The sequence below is a fragment of the Modestobacter sp. SSW1-42 genome (assembly GCF_046635825.1).
Lineage (GTDB): Bacteria > Actinomycetota > Actinomycetes > Mycobacteriales > Geodermatophilaceae > Modestobacter.
This window is the reverse complement of record NZ_JBISCA010000002.1, coordinates 20023-37210: the sequence shown is the minus strand read 5'-3', so window position 1 is coordinate 37210 and position 17188 is coordinate 20023. Positions and strand designations below refer to the sequence as shown.

Sequence of the window (17188 nt, the reverse complement as noted above, 5' to 3'; positions counted from 1 at the left end):
GACACCGCACATCCCACGGCCAGCACGGCGGCGGAAGCCGCAGGAGGAGAGAACCCCGTGATCGACGACACCCTGCTCGATGCCGAGGAGCGGATGGACAAGGCCCTGTCGGTCGCCCGCGAGGACCTCGGCTCCGTCCGCACCGGCCGCGCCGCCCCGTCGATGTTCAACAAGATCGTCGTCGAGTACTACGGCGCCATGACCCCGGTGCCCCAGATGGCCTCGATCACCGTGCCCGAGGCGCGGATGGCGGTCATCAAGCCCTACGACGCCTCCCAGCTCAACGCGATCGAGAAGTCGATCCGCAACTCCGACCTGGGCGTCAACCCGACCAACGACGGCCAGCTGATCCGGGTCAACTTCCCGCAGCTGACCGAGGAGCGCCGCCGGGATCTGGTCAAGCAGGCCCGGTCCAAGGGCGAGGACGCCAAGGTCGCGATCCGCAACGTGCGGCGCCGGGCCAAGGAGGAGCTCGACCGCATCGCCAAGGACGGCGAGGCCGGCGAGGACGAGGTGCGCCGCGCGGAGAAGGAGCTCGACGACCTCACCGCCGCCCACGTCGCCAGCATCGACGAGGCGATGAAGAACAAGGAGACCGAGCTGCTCGACGTCTGACCCTCCGGACCCGGACCCTGCGCATGACCTCCCAGCCGCACCGCCCCGAGCCCCCCGGCCCGGAGCGGGAGCCTGCCCGTGGCCGGGCCGGTGTGGCCGACGGTCCGGCGACCACCGGCATCGGGCCGCTCCCGCGGCCGGGGGAGGGCGGCGGGCCCGCGGTCCGGGCGGGTCAGCCACCGCTGCCCCCGCTGCCGCCCCGTCCGGCCGTCCGGCCGGACCCGGTGGAGGGCCCGGGCACGATCGGGCTGCGCTGGGACGCCGAGGACCCCGACGACGCCGGGGCCGGCGCGGCGAGCGAGGTGCCCGATGACGACCCGGACGGCGCCCCGCCGCTCACCGCCGTCCCGGACGCCCTGGGCAACGAGGTGACCGGCGAGGCGCCTGCGGACACCCCCAGCGGCGCACCGCGGGTGACCGGCCGGGCCGGGCGGGACATGGCCGCGGCCATCGGGGTCGGCGCCGGCCTCGGTGTGGCGGTGCTCGCCTCGCTGCTGTTCTGGCGTCCGGCCTTCCTGCTGGTGCTCACCGTCGCCGTGGGCATCAGCATCGTGGAGCTGACCGGCGCGCTGCGGAAGGGCGGGCACCAGCCGCCGCGGGCACCGGTGCTCGTCGGCGCGCTCGCCATGGTCGCCCTGGCCTGGACCCGCGGCCCCTCCGGTCTGGTCGTCGCCTTCCTGCTCACCGTCTTCGCCGTCCTGCTGTGGCGGCTGGGCGACGGCCCGCTGGGGTACCTGCGCGATGCCTCCGCCGGGGTCTTCGTCGCCCTCTACGTGCCGCTGCTCGCCGGCTTCGCGGTGCTGCTGCTGGTCCCCGACGACGGTGTCGCCCGGGTGCTGGCCTTCATCGCCACGGTGGTGTGCAGCGACGTCGGCGGGTTCGCGGCCGGCGTGCTGTTCGGCAAGCACGCGATGGCGCCCACGGTCAGCCCCAAGAAGTCCTGGGAGGGGCTGGCCGGGTCGGTCACCGCCTGCGTGGCCATCGGGGTGCTGCTGATGACCCTCACCTTCCACGGCCCCTGGTGGGGCGGCGTGCTGTTCGGCGTGGCCATCGCGCTCACCGCCACCCTCGGTGACCTGGGGGAGTCGCTGATCAAGCGCGACCTGGGCATCAAGGACATGGGCGACCTGCTGCCCGGCCACGGTGGCCTGATGGACCGGATGGACTCCCTGCTGCCCTCGGCAGCGGTCGCCTGGTTGGTGCTCTCCGCCGTCGTCCCGGTCTGACGGAGGATCTTCACCGCTCGCCCGCTCGCGACGGGCCCCGGAGAGGGGGCCGGACGGGCCTCAGCGGCGGACGGCGTCCCAGGTGCGGCCCGCGTCGGTGAAGCCGCGGCGGGCGTACCAGTGCTGCGGCCAGTCGTCCGTCGCGGCGTCCAGGACGACCAGGTCGCAGCCGGCCCGTCCCGCGGTGGCCAGCGCCAGGTCGAGGACGGCGTCGCCGTGCCCGCGCCGCCGCACCGCCGGGTCGGTGACCACCGACTCCAGCGACGCGGTCGCGCCGTCCACGCGCAGCTGCGCGGCGGCGACCACCTCGCCGTGCTCGCGGACCGCGACGTCGACCACCCGGACGACGCCGTCGTTGCGGTGCTCGCGGGCCACCAGCTGCCGCACGACCTCGTCGAGGTCGGGGGTGCCCGGCCCCAGCTCGGCGCGCCAGGAGCGCTCCCACAGCGGGTGCACGTCGGACTGCGGCACGACCTCCGCCCGCCCACCGGGCGCAGCGGGGAAGGGTCCCCGGTGGGCCATCAGCACGGTCGCGGCCACGACCCAGCCCCGCTGGGACAGCTCGGCGGCCACCGGCCCGGCGTCCGGGTGCAGCAGGGTCACCGCCGGGACGGGCCAGCCGAGGGCAGCGGCCAGCTCGGTGGCGCGCGCCTCGACCTCGGCGGCGGACAGGGGACCGGTGACCAGCAGCCGGTTGTCGTCGCGGGAGTGCGGGAACGCCGGGTCCGCGACGGCCCAGCAGCCGGGCAGGTCGACCACGCGGGCCGCCCGCCGGGTGCGCAGCGAGACGTCCATGGCCCGGGCCCGGCCGAGGGCGTCGGCCGGGCCCGGCGGCACCGGCGCCGCTCCCGGCCGCCACGGGAGGACGGCGACCACCGCGGAGGTGGGCAGCGGTCCGAACAGGTGCGGGAAGCGCATGCTCGCCGGGTCGCCGGGCACCCCCGGTTCCCACCGCACCGGGTCGGCCAGCCGCTCCGGGTCCACGACCAGCAGGACGACGTCGCGGCGTCCGGGGAAGAGCCGCTCGGCCGGCAGGTGCACCTGCGCGGGGGAGGACAGGTGCACGAAGCCCACCTCGGCCAGCGACGGCGGGGTGAGCGCGCCGGTCGCCAGCGCCGCCCGCCAGGCGGCGGGGGTGGTCAGGTGCAGCAGCGGTCCTGCGATCGGGGCGGTCACCCGGGGGACCTGCCCGCCGGGCCGTGACACCATGCCCGGCGATGACGAGCCCGCCCGCGCCGGACGACGAGGCAGCCGGACCCACCGAGTGGGGAGGGTCCGTGGGGGTGGGCCCGTGGCCCGGGCCGTGGCCTGCCGACGCGCGCTACGACCGGCAGCTGCTCGCCGACGGCGACCGGCGCAACGTGGCCGACCGCTACCGCTACTGGACCCTCGAGGCGATCGTCGCCGACCTGGACACCCGGCGGCACCCCTTCCACGTCGCGATCGAGAACTTCGCGCACGACCTGAACATCGGGACGGTCGTGCGCACCGCCAACGCGTTCCTGGCCGCCGAGGTGCACGTCGTCGGCCGCCGCCGGTGGAACCGCCGCGGCGCGATGGTCACCGACCGGTACCAGCACCTGCGGCACCACCCCGACGTCACCGGCCTGCTGGACTTCGCAGCCGCTCAGGAGCTGGTGGTGGTCGCCGTCGACACCGGCCCGGGCTCGGTGCCGCTGGAGACCGCCGACCTGCCGCGGCGGTCGCTGCTGCTGTTCGGCCAGGAGGGGCCCGGGCTCACGCCGGAGGCCCGCGCCGGTGCGGCGCTGACGGTGTCCATCGCCCAGTTCGGGTCGACCCGCTCGCTCAACGCCGGGGTGGCCGCGGGGATCGCGATGCACGGTTGGATCCGCCAGCACGCCGGCCCGTTCGACCACTGATCACCGGCGGGCCTCAGCGGAGTGTGATGGACCAGTGACGCCGCGCCTACCCGCCGGAGGCCGCCACCTGCGGCACGATGGCCGAGCGGGTCCGTCTCCTGGGCCCGGCCGCACGGGTGGCCGGGAGGACGGCGGGCCGGGGAGGAGTGGCCGTCGTGTCGGGAACGCAGCACGACGGCCCGGCCCCGGACGAGCACCTCCCCGCCGACGCCGCCCGGACGCACCGGCACCCGGACAGCGCGTCCGGCTCGACCGACGACGAGGTGACGCCGGCCCGGGCAGCGGGTGAGCCGTGGGACGAGGCGTGGCTGCCCACCTGGGCCGCAGCACCCGGGAGCCCTGCGCCGACCGATGCCGCCGACGGCCCGGCGGTCGCCGACCTGCCGGGGGATGCGGGCCTGACGGAGGCGCCTCGGCTCTCGGCGTGGGAGATCGAGGCCGCTGCGATCGCAGCCCTCATCGCCGAGCTGGACAGCGAGGCCGAGGCCCCGCCGGCCGTCACCCCGCCCTACATGACCCCGCCCGTCGCCGTCCCGTCCGCGCTGCGGCCGGTGCCCACCGCGACCCACCCGCCGGCCGAGCCGGCGTCCCGCGCCCCGAGCTCCGAGCCCGGCTGGCCGTTGCCGACCGGGGCGCCGCCGGCGTGGGACGACGTCGCCGCCACACGACGGTCCGCGGCCGGTGCCGTGCCGGTCGAGCCGGCCTGGGCCGACGACCGCCCGGAGCCGAGTGCCACCGAGCCGACCCGGCCCGAGCCGCTCGTCATCGCCCCGGCGGCCGCCGAGCAGGTCGGCCTCGACGAGTCGCCACCCGATCAACTCCTGGTCGATGAGTCGCCGCGTGGGCAGTTCCCGGTCGAGCAGGCGCTTCCGGAGCGGCTCGCGGCCGAGCAGTCGCTCGCCGAGCAGTTCGCGGCCGAGCAAGGGGCGGCCTGGTCCGCTCCGGAGCCGACCGACGGCGCTCGCGACCTCGCCGGCGCCGGGCCCGCGCCTGCCGCGGCCGACGAGCGAGGCACCCGCCGGGCGCGGGTCCTGCTGCCGCTGGCCGTGCTCGCGGCGGCCGCCGTCATCGCCGGGTTCGTCGTCCCGGGACGGTCCGTCAGCGAGCGGCCCGCCGAGGCCGCCGCGCAGCGCAGCCCCGCCGCCTCGACGGTGGCCCCGCCGATGCGCGCGCCGGGCGCCCTGCCGACCGTGCCGGTCACCACCCCGGTGCCGGCTCCGTCCGTCCCCCCGGTCCCGGTGCCCGCAGGGCCCGCCGCACCGACGACGAGCGCGGCCCGGCCCGCGCCCCCCTCCCCGGTGACGGCCGCGCCGGTCGCGGTCGGCGCGCCGGTCGTCGCCCAGCCCGACGTCCCGGCTGCACCCGCCGTCCCGGCCGAGCCCGAGGCCGCGGGTCCGCCCGCTGTGCTGCCCACCCCCGCACCGGCTCCCGGGGAGAGCGTGGGTGGCTTCGTGTCCGGGCGGGGCGGCGGACGCCCGGCCACCACCCCGGCGTCGGGCACGACCCCGCCGCCCGTCGGCGACCCCGACCTCGGTCCCGCCCCTGACCCCGACGACGGGGCGGGCGACGCCGACGGCTGCGACCCCGCGGGCGGGGCTCCCGCTGCCCCCTGCGGCCCCGCAGACGGACCCCCGGTGACCGAGACGCCCGGTCCGGTGACCCCGCTCCCGACGGACCCCGCACCGCCGTCGGACCCGACCACGCCGCCGCCGCCGACGCCGACGCCGTCCCCGGTCCCGGTGGCCACGCCGACCCCCGCCCCTGGCGACGCGACGGACCCGGCACCCACCGCCGTCCCGACTCCGCCGTCGACCGAGGCGCCGACCGCCGTCGAGGGCTGACCCGGTCCGCCGGGAGGCATCTCACGCTCCGCCCGGCGCCCCGGACGCCCAGGTGGTGGGAGCATGGACCTCGCCATGACTGTCCTGCCCCTGGTCTTCGACGCCCCCCGCCGCACCAAGCCGCCCCGGCACCTCGCCGACCTGACCCGCGAGGAGGCACGCGCGGCGGTCACCGAGCTCGGTCAGCCGGCCTTCCGGGCCGACCAGCTGGCCCGGCACTACTTCGCCGGCGTCACCGACCCGGCGCTGATGACCGACCTGCCGGCGGCCGCCCGCGACGACCTCACCGCGGCGCTGCTGCCGGGGCTGCTGACCCCCGTGCGTCACCAGTCCGCCGACGGCGGGCGCACCCGCAAGACCCTGTGGCGGCTGCACGACGGTGCCCTCGTGGAGAGCGTCCTCATGCGCTATCCCGAGCGCGCCACCGTCTGCATCTCCAGCCAGGCCGGCTGCGGCATGGCCTGCCCGTTCTGCGCCACCGGTCAGAGCGGTCTGACCCGCAACCTGTCCGCGGCCGAGATCATCGGCCAGGCGGTCGCCGCGGCCGCGGCCATGGCCAACGGTGAGATCCCCGGTGGCCCCGGCCGGCTGTCCAACGTCGTCTTCATGGGCATGGGCGAGCCGCTGGCCAACTACGCCCGGGTGCGCAAGACCCTCGACGCGCTGCTCACCCCGGCGCCGCACGGGCTGGGCCTGGCGCAGCGTTCGGTGACCGTGTCGACCGTCGGCGTCGTCCCGGCGATCCGCAAGCTGACCGAGGAGGGGCTCAACGTCACCCTCGCGGTGAGCCTGCACGCCCCCGACGACGAGCTGCGCGACACCCTGGTGCCGATCAACACGCGCTTCAACGTCGAGGAGGTGCTCAGCGCCGCCGACGACTTCGCGCGCCGCACCGGCCGCCGGTACTCCATCGAGTACGCGCTGATCCGGGACGTGAACGACCAGCCGTTCCGGGCCGACCTGCTCGGCCGGCTGCTGGCCAAGCGGCTCGCGCACGTCAACCTCATCCCGCTCAACCCGACGCCGGGCAGCAAGTGGGACGCCAGCCCCTTGCCGGCGCAGCGGGAGTTCGTGGCCCGGCTGCGGGCCGCCGGCGTGCCGACGACGGTGCGCGACACCCGCGGCTCGGACATCGACGGCGCCTGCGGCCAGCTCGCCGCCGCCGATCAGGTCGAGGGGGTCCCCAGCATCGCGGTGCCGGTCCCCGGGATCGAGGAGGGCGTGGCCCTCGGGGCCGAGTCGGACCAGGGGTGAGCGCCCAGCCCGAGGCCGAGCTGCACGAGCACACCCATGCCGACGTCTCCGGCGGGTGGCTGCGCGCCGCCGTCTTCGGTGGGATGGACGGGCTGGTGACCAACACCGCGCTCGTCGCCGGGGTCGGTGGCGGTGGCGTCAGCGACCACGCCGTCGTCCTGTCCGGGGTGGCCGGGCTGGCCGCCGGGGCGATCTCGATGGCGCTGGGCGAGTACACGTCGGTGAGCACGCAGAACGAGCAGCTGGACCTCGAGGTCGCCAAGGAGCGGCGCGAGCTGGCCACCAACCCGGTGGGGGAGCAGGCCGAGCTCGCCCAGCTGTGGCGCGACCGGGGGCTGGAGCCCGACCTCGCCGAGGCGGTCGCCGCGCAGCTGTCCCGGGACCCGGAGCAGGCGCTGCGGGTGCACACGCTCAACGAGCTGGGGCTGGACCCCGAGGACAAGCCCTCGCCGATGGTCGCCGCGGTGTCGTCGTTCGCCTGCTTCGCGGTGGGAGCGCTGATCCCGCTGCTGCCCTACCTGCTGGGCGCTCCGGTGCTGTGGCTGGCGCTGCTCTGCGGTGGCGTCGGGCTGGTCGCGGCCGGCGCGTTGTCGGCGCGGTTCACGCCGCGCCCGTGGTGGTCGGCGGGGCTGCGGCAGTTGGTGTTCGGCGCGGTCGCGGCGGCCGCCACCTACCTGATCGGCAGCGCGATCGGCGTCGGCACCGGCTGACCGGTCAGCGGGTGCAGGACAGCCCCATGGCGGCGGTGGCGGCGGTGGTCTCCGGGGTGGTGAACCGGATGATCGTGTCGTTGGCCGGGGGCCCGACGGGCAGCACCTGCACCGGGCCGAGGTCCGACCGTGCCAGGGCCGCGAGCTCGGGGAACGAGGTGTCCGGGTCGACCGCGACGGCCGCCGAGCCGGCCCAGGCGACGCCCTGCAGCCGCCAGGGTCGCAGCCAGGCGCCCTGCAGCTCCTCGACCAGCGCGGACAGCGCGGTGGCCGCGGCGGTGGCCCGTCCGTCCGGGTCCACCTGCGCCGGCTCCCACCGGCCGTCGACGAGGTGCTCGGGGTGGCGTGAGCGTACGAGCGCGAGCGCGGTGGCGCCGTCGACGTGCTGTCTGCCCTGACGGGTCAGCTCCAGCCCCGCTCCCGGGTCGCGTACCGGCAGCGGGACGTCCACGTCCAGGCCGCCCGCGGCGTCGACGACGTCGGCGAACCCCCTCAGGTCGACGGTCACCAGGTGGTCGGTGGGGATGCCCAGGGAGCACAGTGCCGCGACGGTGGCCTGCGGACCCCGTTCCCAGGTCAGCGCCAGCCGCCCAGGTCGCCCGCCGGTCCGGACGACAACGTCGCGGGGGACGCTGAGCACGCTGGAGCCCGCGTCGGTCTGGTGCACGACCAGGACGACGTCCGCACGCGCGCCGGGCACGTCGGTCGGGGTGCCGAAGTCGGCCACGTCCGCGCCCTCGGGCAGGTCCTCCCGTGAGTCGAGCCCGACGAGGACCCAGGTGCGTCCGTCGGCGTCTCCCGCGCCGCCGCTGAGGTCGACGTCGATGTGGTCCACGCGACGGGCCAGCACGGTCAGGTCGGCCAGTGCGGCCACCACGACGAGCACGGCGACGAGCAGGACGACCCGGACCAGCCGGCGTCGCGACGGACCCGGACGCGCCGAACGCCGGCCAGGGAGTCCCTGGCCGGCGTCCGCCGTGGTGCTGGAGGTCATGCTCAGGCCTGCGCAGCCCCAGCGGAGCGGCGGCGACGGCCGACGACCATGGCGCCGGCGCCGGCGGCCAGCAGGACGCTGCCACCGATGAGCGGCATGGCGATGCTGGCACCGGTGTAGGCCAGGGCCTTGCCGTCGGCGGTCAGCTGCAGGGGCTCCTCGAAGTGGGTGCCCATGTTGCCGTCGTAGGCGAGGGTGTGGTTGCCCAGCGGGGTGCCGGCGGGGACGGTGAACTCGACGGTCACGACGCCGTTGGCGTCGGCGGTGAACTCACCGAGGACGACCGGGGCCGAGTGCAGGACCACGGTGACCTTTTCGAAGGGCTTGAAGCCCTTGAGGACCTTGACGACCTTCTGGCCCGGGGCCGCAGCGGCGCCGGTGGTCTTGTCCGTGGTGGTGCTGGAGACGCCCGGGGTGTTCGGGATCGCGCCCGGCTTGAAGGCCGCGGCCGGGGCCGGGGTGGCGCTCGGGGTGGCAGTCGGGGCCGGGGTCGTGCTGGGCGCGGGGGTGGAGCCAGCCGGGGTGGCGGCCGTGACCTGGAACATGGCCAGGTCGTACTCGGCGTAGGCCTCGGAGTCGACGTAGGGCTCGCAGACCGCGTCGATCGTCCACTCACCGAGCGGCGCGTCGGCGGCGAGCTCGACGAACGCGCTCCACTTGCCGTCCGCGTCGGGCTTGCCGGCGATCTTGAGGACCTCGTCCTCGCTCTCGGCCTCGGTCGGGCCGACGTAGACGACGACGTTGGCCGGGGCCTCGGGGGAGCCCGCGAAGCACTCCTCACCGGAGAAGGTCACCGTCGAGCCGGCGGCGGCGCTCTCCGGGACGTCGAGGGCCGGGAGCGTGCCGGCGGCGAAGGCGGTCGGCGCCAGGAAGATGCTGGCGGCGGTGGCGCCGAGGGTCAGGCCGGCTGCAACAGCGGCGCGGGGGCGGGACGTGCGGCTCATCTTGTCCTCCGTGAAGTCTGGGCGGCTCGGGCGTCCCGGCCTGCTGTGCAATGTCTATCGGCACGGACGCGTCCGAACTGAAGGAATGCACAGCGACACGTGGGAAGTCGCCACAAGACTTCACATCAGTCACACAGGCAACACCTACGAGTGAGCAACTCTTGTGTTGATCGGGCTGAGATGGCTGAGAAGTTGCCATCGAGGGGGTCGGTGGCGGTCCAGGCGAACGTTTCCTGCCGGATCAGCGCGGTGGACAAGTGCCAAAGGCGAGCGGGGGTGGGCGCAGCCCCTGGGCGCGCGGCAGACCGGCTCGCGGCCGGGAGCCCCTCGGACGGGGCGGATCTCCACGCGGCGCGCGCCGGCGGTCCGGGTGCGGCCGCCCGGCGTGGCGCCCGGACCCAGGACGACGAACGGGCCCGCTCCCCGGGTGGGGAGCGGGCCCGTCACGACGGGTGCGCGGAGGTCAGCGGGCGCGCCAAGAGTTCTTGCGGCGGCGGATGTCCCACAGCAGGGTGACGACGATCGTGCCGGCGGCCAGCACCAGGTAGATGTCCTCGACCCGGCCCTCGTGGTTGCCCACCAGCATGGTCAGCAGGGCGAGGGCCAGCAGCCAGCCCGCGATCCGGCCGGTCTTGCCCGCCTCGCCGTGCCAGCCCCAGTCCTCGGGCCGCTCGTGCATGACCGGGGTCTCGCCCGCGCGGACGATGCCCTCCTCGCGGCTGGACTGCTCGACCACCTTCGCGCTGGTCTGGTGGCCCTGTCCCCGGCCGGTCGCATCGCTCACGTTGGCATCCTCGCTGGCGCTCGTTGCCGCGTCGGCGGCGTTGCTGGTGTCGTGGGTGCGCGGACGTGCCGCGTACCCGCCCATGATGACAGGCCCGGGGAGCCCGCACCTGACGGGCCGGGGGACGCGCCTTGCGAGGATGGGACGCCGGCGGACACGGCACCGGCGACCGCCGCCGACGAGGGCAGCGAGGAGTGCACATGAGCGAGCCGCGCGAGATCACGGTGCTGGGTTCGACCGGGTCGATCGGCCGGCAGGCGATCGCGGTCGCCCGGCAGAACCCCGGCCGGCTGCAGATCACCGGCCTGGCCGCTGGGGGCGGTGATGTCGCGCTGCTGGCCGAGCAGGCGCTCTCGCTCGGTGTCCGCACCGTCGCCGTCGCCCGGGCCACCGCCGCGCAGGACCTGCAGCTGGCCTTCTACGCCGCCGCCCAGCAGCGCGGCTGGGCGCAGGGCAACTACGCGCTGCCGGAGATCCTGGCCGGTCCCCGAGCGGCCGAGGAGCTGGCGGCACGCCCGGCCGACGTCGTCCTCAACGGCATCACCGGGTCGATCGGGCTGCGGCCCACCCTGTCGGCGCTCGCCGCCGGGCGCACGGTCGCGCTGGCCAACAAGGAGTCGCTGGTGGCCGGCGGCGCGCTGGTCACCGCGGCGGCCGCGCCGGGGCAGCTGGTCCCGGTCGACTCCGAGCACTCGGCGCTGGCCCAGTGCCTGCGCGGCGGTGCCCGCGGGGAGGTCGCCCGGCTGGTGCTCACCGCCAGCGGCGGCCCGTTCCGCGGCCGCACCGCCGAGCAGCTGGCCGGCGTCACCCGCGAGCAGGCGCTGGCCCACCCCACCTGGGACATGGGGCCGGTCGTCACCATCAACTCCGCCACCCTGGTCAACAAGGGCCTGGAGCTGATCGAGGCGCACCTGCTCTTCGGCGTCCCGTACGCCGACATCGACGTGGTGGTGCACCCGCAGTCGATCGTGCACTCGATGGTGACCTTCACCGACGGCGCCACCATCGCCCAGGCCAGCCCGCCGGACATGCGGCTGCCCATCGCGCTGGCCCTGGCCTGGCCCGACCGGCTGCCCGTGGTGCAGCCGGCGCTGGACTGGTCGACGGCGAGCACCTGGGAGTTCCAGCCACTGGACTCCGAGGTCTTCCCGGCGGTGCGGCTCGCCCGGGAGGCGGGCGAGGCCGGTGGCGTCGTCCCGGCGCTGTACAACGCGGCCAACGAGGAGGCGGTCGCGGCGTTCACCGCCGGACACCTGTCGTTCCCAGGGATCGTGCAGGTCATCGCGCGTACCCTCGACGCCGCGCCGGACCTCGGCGCACCCACCAGCGTCGAGGACGTGCTGGCCGCTGAGAAGTGGGCCCGGGAGCACGCTCGCGCCGCCATCGCCGCGGACGACCTGAGACGGAGCTAGAGCTGAGCGGGTTCCTGCTGACGGTCCTCGGGATCGTCGCCTTCGCCGTCGGGCTGCTGTTCAGCATCGGCTTCCACGAGTACGGCCACTTCCACTGGGCCCGGAAGTTCGGCATGCGGGTGCCGCAGTTCTTCGTCGGCTTCGGCCCCACGGTGTTCTCCCGCCGCTTCGGCGAGACCGAGTTCGGCATCAAGGCGGTGCCGCTGGGCGGCTTCATCCGCATCGTCGGCATGATCCCGCCGGCCGAGGAGAACGAGAGCAAGCGCGCCACCCGGATGCGCAGCTTCATCGCCGAGGTCCGTGGCCAGGCGCTCAACGACGTCCGGCCCTCCGACGGCGACCGGGTGTTCTACAAGAAGCCGTGGTGGCAGCGGGTGATCGTGATGGCCGCGGGGCCGGTGCACAACCTGGTCCTGGCCGTCGTCTTCTTCACCGTCGTCCTCGTCGGCCTGGGCACCAGCGTCATCACCACCCAGATCGACTCGATGCCGGCCTGCGTGCTGCCCGCCGGCACCGTCGCCACCGACGTCGACACCGCATGCGAGGGCCAGCCGCAGAGCCCGGCCGCCGCCGCCGGCCTGCAGCCCGGCGACACCATCGTGGGCATCGCGGGCCGGCAGGTCGACCCGACCGCCCACGACAGCTGGACGACGGTCCAGGACGAGATCCGCAGCCACCCCGGCCAGCCGGTCGCGCTGACCGTCGACCGGGACGGCCAGCAGCTCGACCTGACCGTCACTCCCATCCCGAACACCGTCTACACCGACCTGACCGGCGAGGAGACGACGACCGCCGGGTACGTCGGCATCGCCCCGGCGCCCGGGTTCGCCCGGCAGTCGATCAGCGAGGTGCCCGGCTACTTCGGCATGGTCGTGTCGCAGTCGGTGCAGAAGCTGGTGCAGATCCCCGAGCGGGTGCCGCAGCTGTTCCGGGCGGCGTTCCTCGGCGAGGAGCGCGACGAGAACGGGCCGATCGGCGTGGTCGGGGTCGGCCGGCTGTCGGGGGAGTACTTCGCGCTCACCGAGGTCGGCGCGCTGCAGAAGTTCTCCTTCTTCCTCAGCCTGCTGGCCAGCGTGAACATGGTGCTGTTCCTGTTCAACCTGCTGCCGATCTACCCGCTGGACGGCGGGCACGTGGCCGGGGCGCTGTACGAGAAGGCCCGCGCCACCGTCGCCCGCTGGCGCGGCCGGCCCGATCCCGGCCCGTTCGACATCGCCCGCCTGATGCCGGTGGCCTACGTGGTCGCCGGGCTGTTCCTGGTGCTGTCGGGCCTGCTGCTCGTCGCCGACCTGGTCAACCCCATCACGTTGGGCTGAGGAAGGACCTCCCGCACCTCGTGCCTCGCGCCGGGACCCGGCGCGGGGGCCCGGCGGCGCCGGGGCAGCTCACAGCGGTGCCGCCACCACCTCCCCGCCCGGGCGGTAGATACTGGTCGGCATGGCGATCCCCGTCAGTCTCGGCATGCCGGCTGCGCCCCCTCCCGTCCTCGCTCCCCGTCGCAAGACCCGCCAGCTCGACGTCGGCGGCGTCGGCGTGGGCAGCGACTTCCCGGTGAGCGTGCAGTCGATGACCACCACCAAGACCGCCGACATCAACGCGACGCTGCAGCAGATCGCCGAGCTGACCGCCTCCGGGTGCCAGATCGTGCGGGTCGCCGTCCCGGACACCGACGACGTCGAGGCGCTGCCGATCATCGCCAAGAAGTCGCAGATCCCGGTCATCGCCGACATCCACTTCCAGCCCCGCTACGTGTTCGCCGCGATCGACGCCGGCTGCGCCGCGGTGCGGGTGAACCCGGGCAACATCAAGAAGTTCGACGACAAGGTCGGCGAGATCGCCCGGGCCGCCAAGTACGCCGGCACCCCGATCCGCATCGGCGTCAACGCCGGGTCGCTGGACAAGCGGCTGCTGGAGAAGTACGGCAAGGCCACCCCCGAGGCGCTGGTCGAGTCCGCGCTGTGGGAGGCCTCGCTGTTCGAGGAGCACGACTTCCAGGACATCAAGATCTCGGTCAAGCACAACGACCCGGTGGTCATGGTCCGGGCCTACGAGCTGCTCGCCCAGCAGTGCGACTACCCGCTGCACCTGGGCGTCACCGAGGCCGGGCCGGCCTTCCAGGGCACGATCAAGTCCGCCGTCGCGTTCGGTGCGCTGCTGTCCCAGGGCATCGGCGACACCATCCGCGTCTCCCTCTCCGCCCCGCCGGCGGAGGAGGTCAAGGTGGGCAACCAGATCCTCGAGTCGCTGAACCTGCGCCAGCGCGGGCTGGAGATCGTCAGCTGCCCCTCCTGCGGCCGCGCCCAGGTCGACGTCTACACGTTGGCCAACGACGTCACCGCCGGCCTCGAGGGCATGGAGGTGCCGCTGCGGGTGGCCGTCATGGGCTGCGTCGTCAACGGCCCGGGCGAGGCCCGCGAGGCCGACCTCGGCGTGGCGTCCGGCAACGGCAAGGGCCAGATCTTCGTCAAGGGCGAGGTCGTCAAGACCGTGCCCGAGGAGCTGATCGTGCAGACCCTCATCGAGGAGGCCAACCGGCTGGCCGCCGCGATGACCGCCGACGAGGTCCAGGCCGCCGGCGGCTCGCCCGTCGTCACCGTCTCCTGACCTCCGCCAGCTGAGCCGGTCGAGGGCGGAGGTCCAGGTGCTGCGTTCCGTTGCCGCCCGGGTGCTCGACGCCGACGACGAGCTGGCCGTCCGCGAGCTGCTGGACACCGACCCGGTCGCGGCCTGCATGCTCGCCGGCCGGATCGAGACCCACGGGACGGCGACGGCGACGCTGGGCGCCCCGTTGTGGGGGCTGTCCACCGGACGGCGGCTGGACGCCGTCTGCCTGGCCGGGGCGAACCTGATCCCGTTCGCCCGGCCGGGCAGCGAGCGCGCCGCCGCCGCCGCCTTCGCCGACCGGGCGCGGCGGGCCGGCCGCCGGTGCTCCACGATCGTGGGCCCGGCGGCCTCGGTGCTGCCGCTGTGGGAGCTGCTCGAGCCCTCCTGGGGGCCGGCCCGCGAGGTCCGCGCCCGGCAGCCGCTGCTGGCCATCGCGGGACCCCCGGCGATCCCGGCCGAGCCCGCCGTCCGCCCGGTGCGGCCGGGCGAGCTCGACCTGCTGTTCCCCGCGGCGATCGCGATGTTCACCGAGGAGGTCGGGGTCAGCCCGCTGCGCGTCGACGGCGGCGCCGGCTACCGGGCGCGGGTGTCCGACCTCGTGCGGGCCGGGCAGTCGCTGGCCTGGATCCGCGACGGCGAGGTGCTGTTCAAGGCCGACGTGGGCGCGGTCTCCCGGGCCGCCTGCCAGGTGCAGGGCGTCTGGGTCTCCCCGCAGCACCGCGGCCAGGGCATCGGCCAGCGCGGCACCGCCGCCGTCGTCGAGTACGCCCGGACGGCGATCGCGCCCGTCGTGAGCCTCTACGTCAACGACTACAACACCGCCGCGCGGGCGGCCTACCAGCGCGTGGGCTTCACCCAGGTCGGCACGTACGCCTCCGTCCTGTTCTGAAGGCGCTCCCTCGCCCCCGGCGGGGGGCCGGCGTGCGATGGCTCTCCGGGCGGGGTGCTCGGTCGAGCGGGCTGCGTCTGCCAGGGTGGACGCCGTGCGCAGCCGATCACGTTCCGGGAACAGGCGCGGGTCCGCCCGCCGGGTGACGACGGCGGGCGGTGCGGCCGTGCTCGTCCTGGCCCCGCTGCTGGCCGGCTGCTCCAGCGACCCCACGAACGACGTCCGCGCCGCGGCGCAGGCCTTCCTCGACGACTGGGCGGCGAGCCGGACCGACGCCGCCGCGGGCCGCACCACCGACCCGGCCGCGGTCACCACGCTGCTCCAGCAGACGGCCACCGACCTGCCCGAGGCCACCCTCACCCCCGCCGTGGGCGCGGTCACGGTCACCGACGAGACGGCCACCGTCGCCTGGCAGGCGACCTGGGACCTCGCCGCCGCCCCCGACTGGCAGTACGACGCCACGCTGCAGCTGCGCGAGGCCGACGACGCCTGGCAGGTCGTGGCCGCACCGACCGTCGTCCACCCCGAGCTGGGCGCCGGGCAGCACCTGGAGCTGACCCGCGCGCTGCCCGAGCGGGCCGCGATCACCGACGGCGCCGGCGCCCCGCTGTTCGCCCCGACCGAGGTCGTCAACGTCGGGGTCGACAAGGCCCAGGTCACCGACCTGCCCGCGCTGGCCGCCGGGCTCGCCGCGGCCACCGGGGTCGCCGCCGAGGAGATCACCGCCGACGTGGACGCCGCGGGCGAGGGCCAGTTCGTCCCGGTCATCACCCTGCGCCGACCGGACTTCGAGGAGATCCGGAGCCAGGTGTTCGACCTGCCCGGCGCCGTCTTCCCGACCAGTACCCGGCTGCTGGCGCCCAGCTCGCGGTTCGGGCTGGCCCTGCTGGGCCGCGTCGGGGACGCCACCGCCGACGTCCTGTCCGGCACCGTCGGGGAGGACGGCGAGCCCGTCTACGCCCCCGGCGACCAGCTGGGCCTGTCCGGGCTCCAGCTGGCCTACCAGCAGCAGCTGGCCGGCACGCCCGGGTTCACCGTCTCGGTCGAGAGCACCGACGAGGCCGTCGAGGACGCCGGCCGAGAGGTCGCCGCCGTCGCCCCCGTCCCCGGCACCCCGGTGCAGACGACGCTGCTGCCGGCCGTGCAGGACGCCGCCGACGCCGCGGTCGCCGCCCAGCCGCTGGCCACCCACCTCGTGGTGGTGCGCCCGGGCACCGGGGAGGTCCTGGCGGTCAGCTCCAACGAGGCCGCCAACCCGACCAACGCGCTGTCCGGGCAGTTCCCGCCCGGGTCGAGCATGAAGACGATGACGGCGACGGCGCTGCTGTCGGCCGGCACGCTCACCCCCGACTCGGCGGTGCCCTGCCCCGGGACGACGGTCGTCGAGGGCCGCGAGTTCGAGAACGAGGACCAGTTCGACCTGGGCACCGTCCCGCTGACCGAGGCGTTCGCCGAGTCCTGCAACACCACCTTCATCGAGCAGGGCATGCAGCTGCCCGACGACGCCCTGGCCGCGGCCGCCGCCTCCTACGGGGTGGGCAGTGACTGGCAGCTGCCGGTGGGGGTCTTCAGCGGCGACGTCCCCGCGGACGCCACCGGCACCACCAAGGCCGCCGACCAGATCGGCCAGGGCCAGGTGCTGATGAGCCCGGCTCAGCTGGCGCTGGTCGCGGCGGGCATCGCCAGCGGCACGCCGGCCGCCCCGGTCGAGGTGCGCGGCGCCGAGCCGGCGGGCCCGGCGCCGGCCGGACCCGGCCAGCAGGTCCTCGACGCGCTGCGGCCGATGATGCGCCAGGTCGTGCTCACCGGGACCGCGAACGGGGTGGCCGACCGGGGCGAGGTGTTCGGCAAGACCGGCACGGCCGAGTTCGGCACCAACACCCCGCCGGACTCCCACGGCTGGTTCATGGGCTGGCAGCAGGGCGGGCCGCAGGGCGACCTGGCGTTCGCCGTCCTGGTGGAGGCCGGCCAGACCAGCAAGCTCGCCGTCGACGTCACCGACGCCTTCCTCGGCAACCTGGGCTGAACGGCTGGC

At 75.4% G+C, this 17188-nt stretch carries 15 protein-coding genes; 11 read left to right on the top strand and 4 right to left on the bottom strand.

Annotation, left to right across the window (positions count from 1 at the left end; all coding sequences use genetic code 11):
- Positions 1-57 precede the first annotated feature (57 nt).
- Together frr and ACGBYP_RS05455 are read left to right on the top strand one after the other, a co-directional pair.
- Positions 58-615, top strand: a complete 558-nt coding sequence (gene frr, locus ACGBYP_RS05460; RefSeq protein WP_411582265.1) for a ribosome recycling factor — start codon at positions 58-60, stop codon at positions 613-615.
- A 23-nt stretch (positions 616-638) separates the two neighbouring features.
- On the top strand, positions 639-1841 hold the full coding sequence (locus tag ACGBYP_RS05455; protein WP_411582264.1) for a phosphatidate cytidylyltransferase: 1203 nt from the start codon (positions 639-641) through the stop codon (positions 1839-1841).
- A 60-nt stretch (positions 1842-1901) separates the two neighbouring features.
- Here ACGBYP_RS05455 and ACGBYP_RS05450 read toward each other — a convergent pair whose 3' ends face one another.
- Positions 1902-3017 (bottom strand): GNAT family N-acetyltransferase, encoded by a 1116-nt coding sequence (locus ACGBYP_RS05450; protein WP_411582263.1) that lies wholly within the window; start codon positions 3015-3017, stop codon positions 1902-1904.
- Between the two features lie 41 nt (positions 3018-3058).
- Between ACGBYP_RS05450 and ACGBYP_RS05445 the strand changes: the two genes are divergently transcribed.
- The 4 genes from ACGBYP_RS05445 to ACGBYP_RS05430 all read left to right on the top strand — a co-directional run bounded on the left by ACGBYP_RS05445 (position 3059) and on the right by ACGBYP_RS05430 (position 7526).
- Positions 3059-3721: a TrmH family RNA methyltransferase gene (locus ACGBYP_RS05445; protein ID WP_411582262.1), complete on the top strand. Its 663-nt coding sequence runs from the start codon at positions 3059-3061 to the stop codon at positions 3719-3721.
- 155 nt (positions 3722-3876) lie between these two features.
- Positions 3877-5562, top strand: coding sequence for a hypothetical protein (locus tag ACGBYP_RS05440; protein WP_411582261.1), 1686 nt, complete (start codon positions 3877-3879; stop codon positions 5560-5562).
- Positions 5563-5637: 75 nt separating this feature from the next.
- Positions 5638-6816, top strand: coding sequence for a 23S rRNA (adenine(2503)-C(2))-methyltransferase RlmN (gene rlmN / locus ACGBYP_RS05435; protein ID WP_411582260.1), 1179 nt, complete (start codon positions 5638-5640; stop codon positions 6814-6816).
- Positions 6813-7526 carry a VIT1/CCC1 transporter family protein gene (locus tag ACGBYP_RS05430; protein ID WP_411582259.1) on the top strand — a complete coding sequence of 238 codons (714 nt, stop codon included), beginning with the start codon at positions 6813-6815 and terminating at the stop codon, positions 7524-7526. Before rlmN ends, ACGBYP_RS05430 begins: the two co-directional genes overlap by 4 nt.
- Before the next feature lie 4 nt (positions 7527-7530).
- Here the strand turns inward: ACGBYP_RS05430 and ACGBYP_RS05425 are convergent, their stop codons facing one another.
- The 3 genes from ACGBYP_RS05425 to ACGBYP_RS05415 all read right to left on the bottom strand — a co-directional run bounded on the left by ACGBYP_RS05425 (position 7531) and on the right by ACGBYP_RS05415 (position 10248).
- Positions 7531-8520, bottom strand: coding sequence for an LCP family protein (locus ACGBYP_RS05425; RefSeq protein WP_411582258.1), 990 nt, complete (start codon positions 8518-8520; stop codon positions 7531-7533).
- Between the two features lie 2 nt (positions 8521-8522).
- Positions 8523-9464: a hypothetical protein gene (locus ACGBYP_RS05420; protein ID WP_411582257.1), complete on the bottom strand. Its 942-nt coding sequence runs from the start codon at positions 9462-9464 to the stop codon at positions 8523-8525.
- Positions 9465-9927: 463 nt separating this feature from the next.
- Entirely contained in the window at positions 9928-10248 is a 321-nt protein-coding gene (locus ACGBYP_RS05415) for a DUF2631 domain-containing protein (protein ID WP_411582256.1), read from the bottom strand.
- A gap of 200 nt (positions 10249-10448) precedes the next feature.
- On the opposite strand from ACGBYP_RS05415, the gene dxr reads away from it, so the two are divergent.
- The 5 genes from dxr (at position 10449) to ACGBYP_RS05390 (ending at position 17179) form a co-directional block, all read left to right on the top strand.
- The gene (dxr, locus tag ACGBYP_RS05410; protein ID WP_411582255.1) at positions 10449-11660 is read left to right on the top strand and encodes a 1-deoxy-D-xylulose-5-phosphate reductoisomerase; all 1212 of its coding nucleotides are present in this window, start codon (positions 10449-10451) and stop codon (positions 11658-11660) included.
- Positions 11603-12976: a M50 family metallopeptidase gene (locus tag ACGBYP_RS05405; RefSeq protein WP_411582254.1), complete on the top strand. Its 1374-nt coding sequence runs from the start codon at positions 11603-11605 to the stop codon at positions 12974-12976. Before dxr ends, ACGBYP_RS05405 begins: the two co-directional genes overlap by 58 nt.
- Before the next feature lie 121 nt (positions 12977-13097).
- Entirely contained in the window at positions 13098-14264 is a 1167-nt protein-coding gene (gene ispG / locus ACGBYP_RS05400; protein ID WP_411582253.1) for a flavodoxin-dependent (E)-4-hydroxy-3-methylbut-2-enyl-diphosphate synthase, read from the top strand.
- Between the two features lie 37 nt (positions 14265-14301).
- Positions 14302-15153 carry a GNAT family N-acetyltransferase gene (locus tag ACGBYP_RS05395; RefSeq protein WP_411582252.1) on the top strand — a complete coding sequence of 284 codons (852 nt, stop codon included), beginning with the start codon at positions 14302-14304 and terminating at the stop codon, positions 15151-15153.
- A 166-nt stretch (positions 15154-15319) separates the two neighbouring features.
- The gene (locus ACGBYP_RS05390; RefSeq protein ID WP_411582251.1) at positions 15320-17179 is read left to right on the top strand and encodes a penicillin-binding transpeptidase domain-containing protein; all 1860 of its coding nucleotides are present in this window, start codon (positions 15320-15322) and stop codon (positions 17177-17179) included.
- The last annotated feature ends 9 nt before the right edge of the window (positions 17180-17188 follow it).

Coding starts and splice junctions, on each gene's coding strand:
- ACGBYP_RS05455 (WP_411582264.1), top strand. CDS start 639: ATGACCTCCCAGCCGCACCGCCCCGAGCCCCCCGGCCCGGAGCGGGAG.
- ACGBYP_RS05445 (WP_411582262.1), top strand. CDS start 3,059: ATGACGAGCCCGCCCGCGCCGGACGACGAGGCAGCCGGACCCACCGAG.
- rlmN (WP_411582260.1), top strand. CDS start 5,638: ATGACTGTCCTGCCCCTGGTCTTCGACGCCCCCCGCCGCACCAAGCCG.
- ACGBYP_RS05425 (WP_411582258.1), bottom strand. CDS start 8,520: ATGACCTCCAGCACCACGGCGGACGCCGGCCAGGGACTCCCTGGCCGG.
- ACGBYP_RS05420 (WP_411582257.1), bottom strand. CDS start 9,464: ATGAGCCGCACGTCCCGCCCCCGCGCCGCTGTTGCAGCCGGCCTGACC.
- dxr (WP_411582255.1), top strand. CDS start 10,449: ATGAGCGAGCCGCGCGAGATCACGGTGCTGGGTTCGACCGGGTCGATC.
- ispG (WP_411582253.1), top strand. CDS start 13,098: ATGGCGATCCCCGTCAGTCTCGGCATGCCGGCTGCGCCCCCTCCCGTC.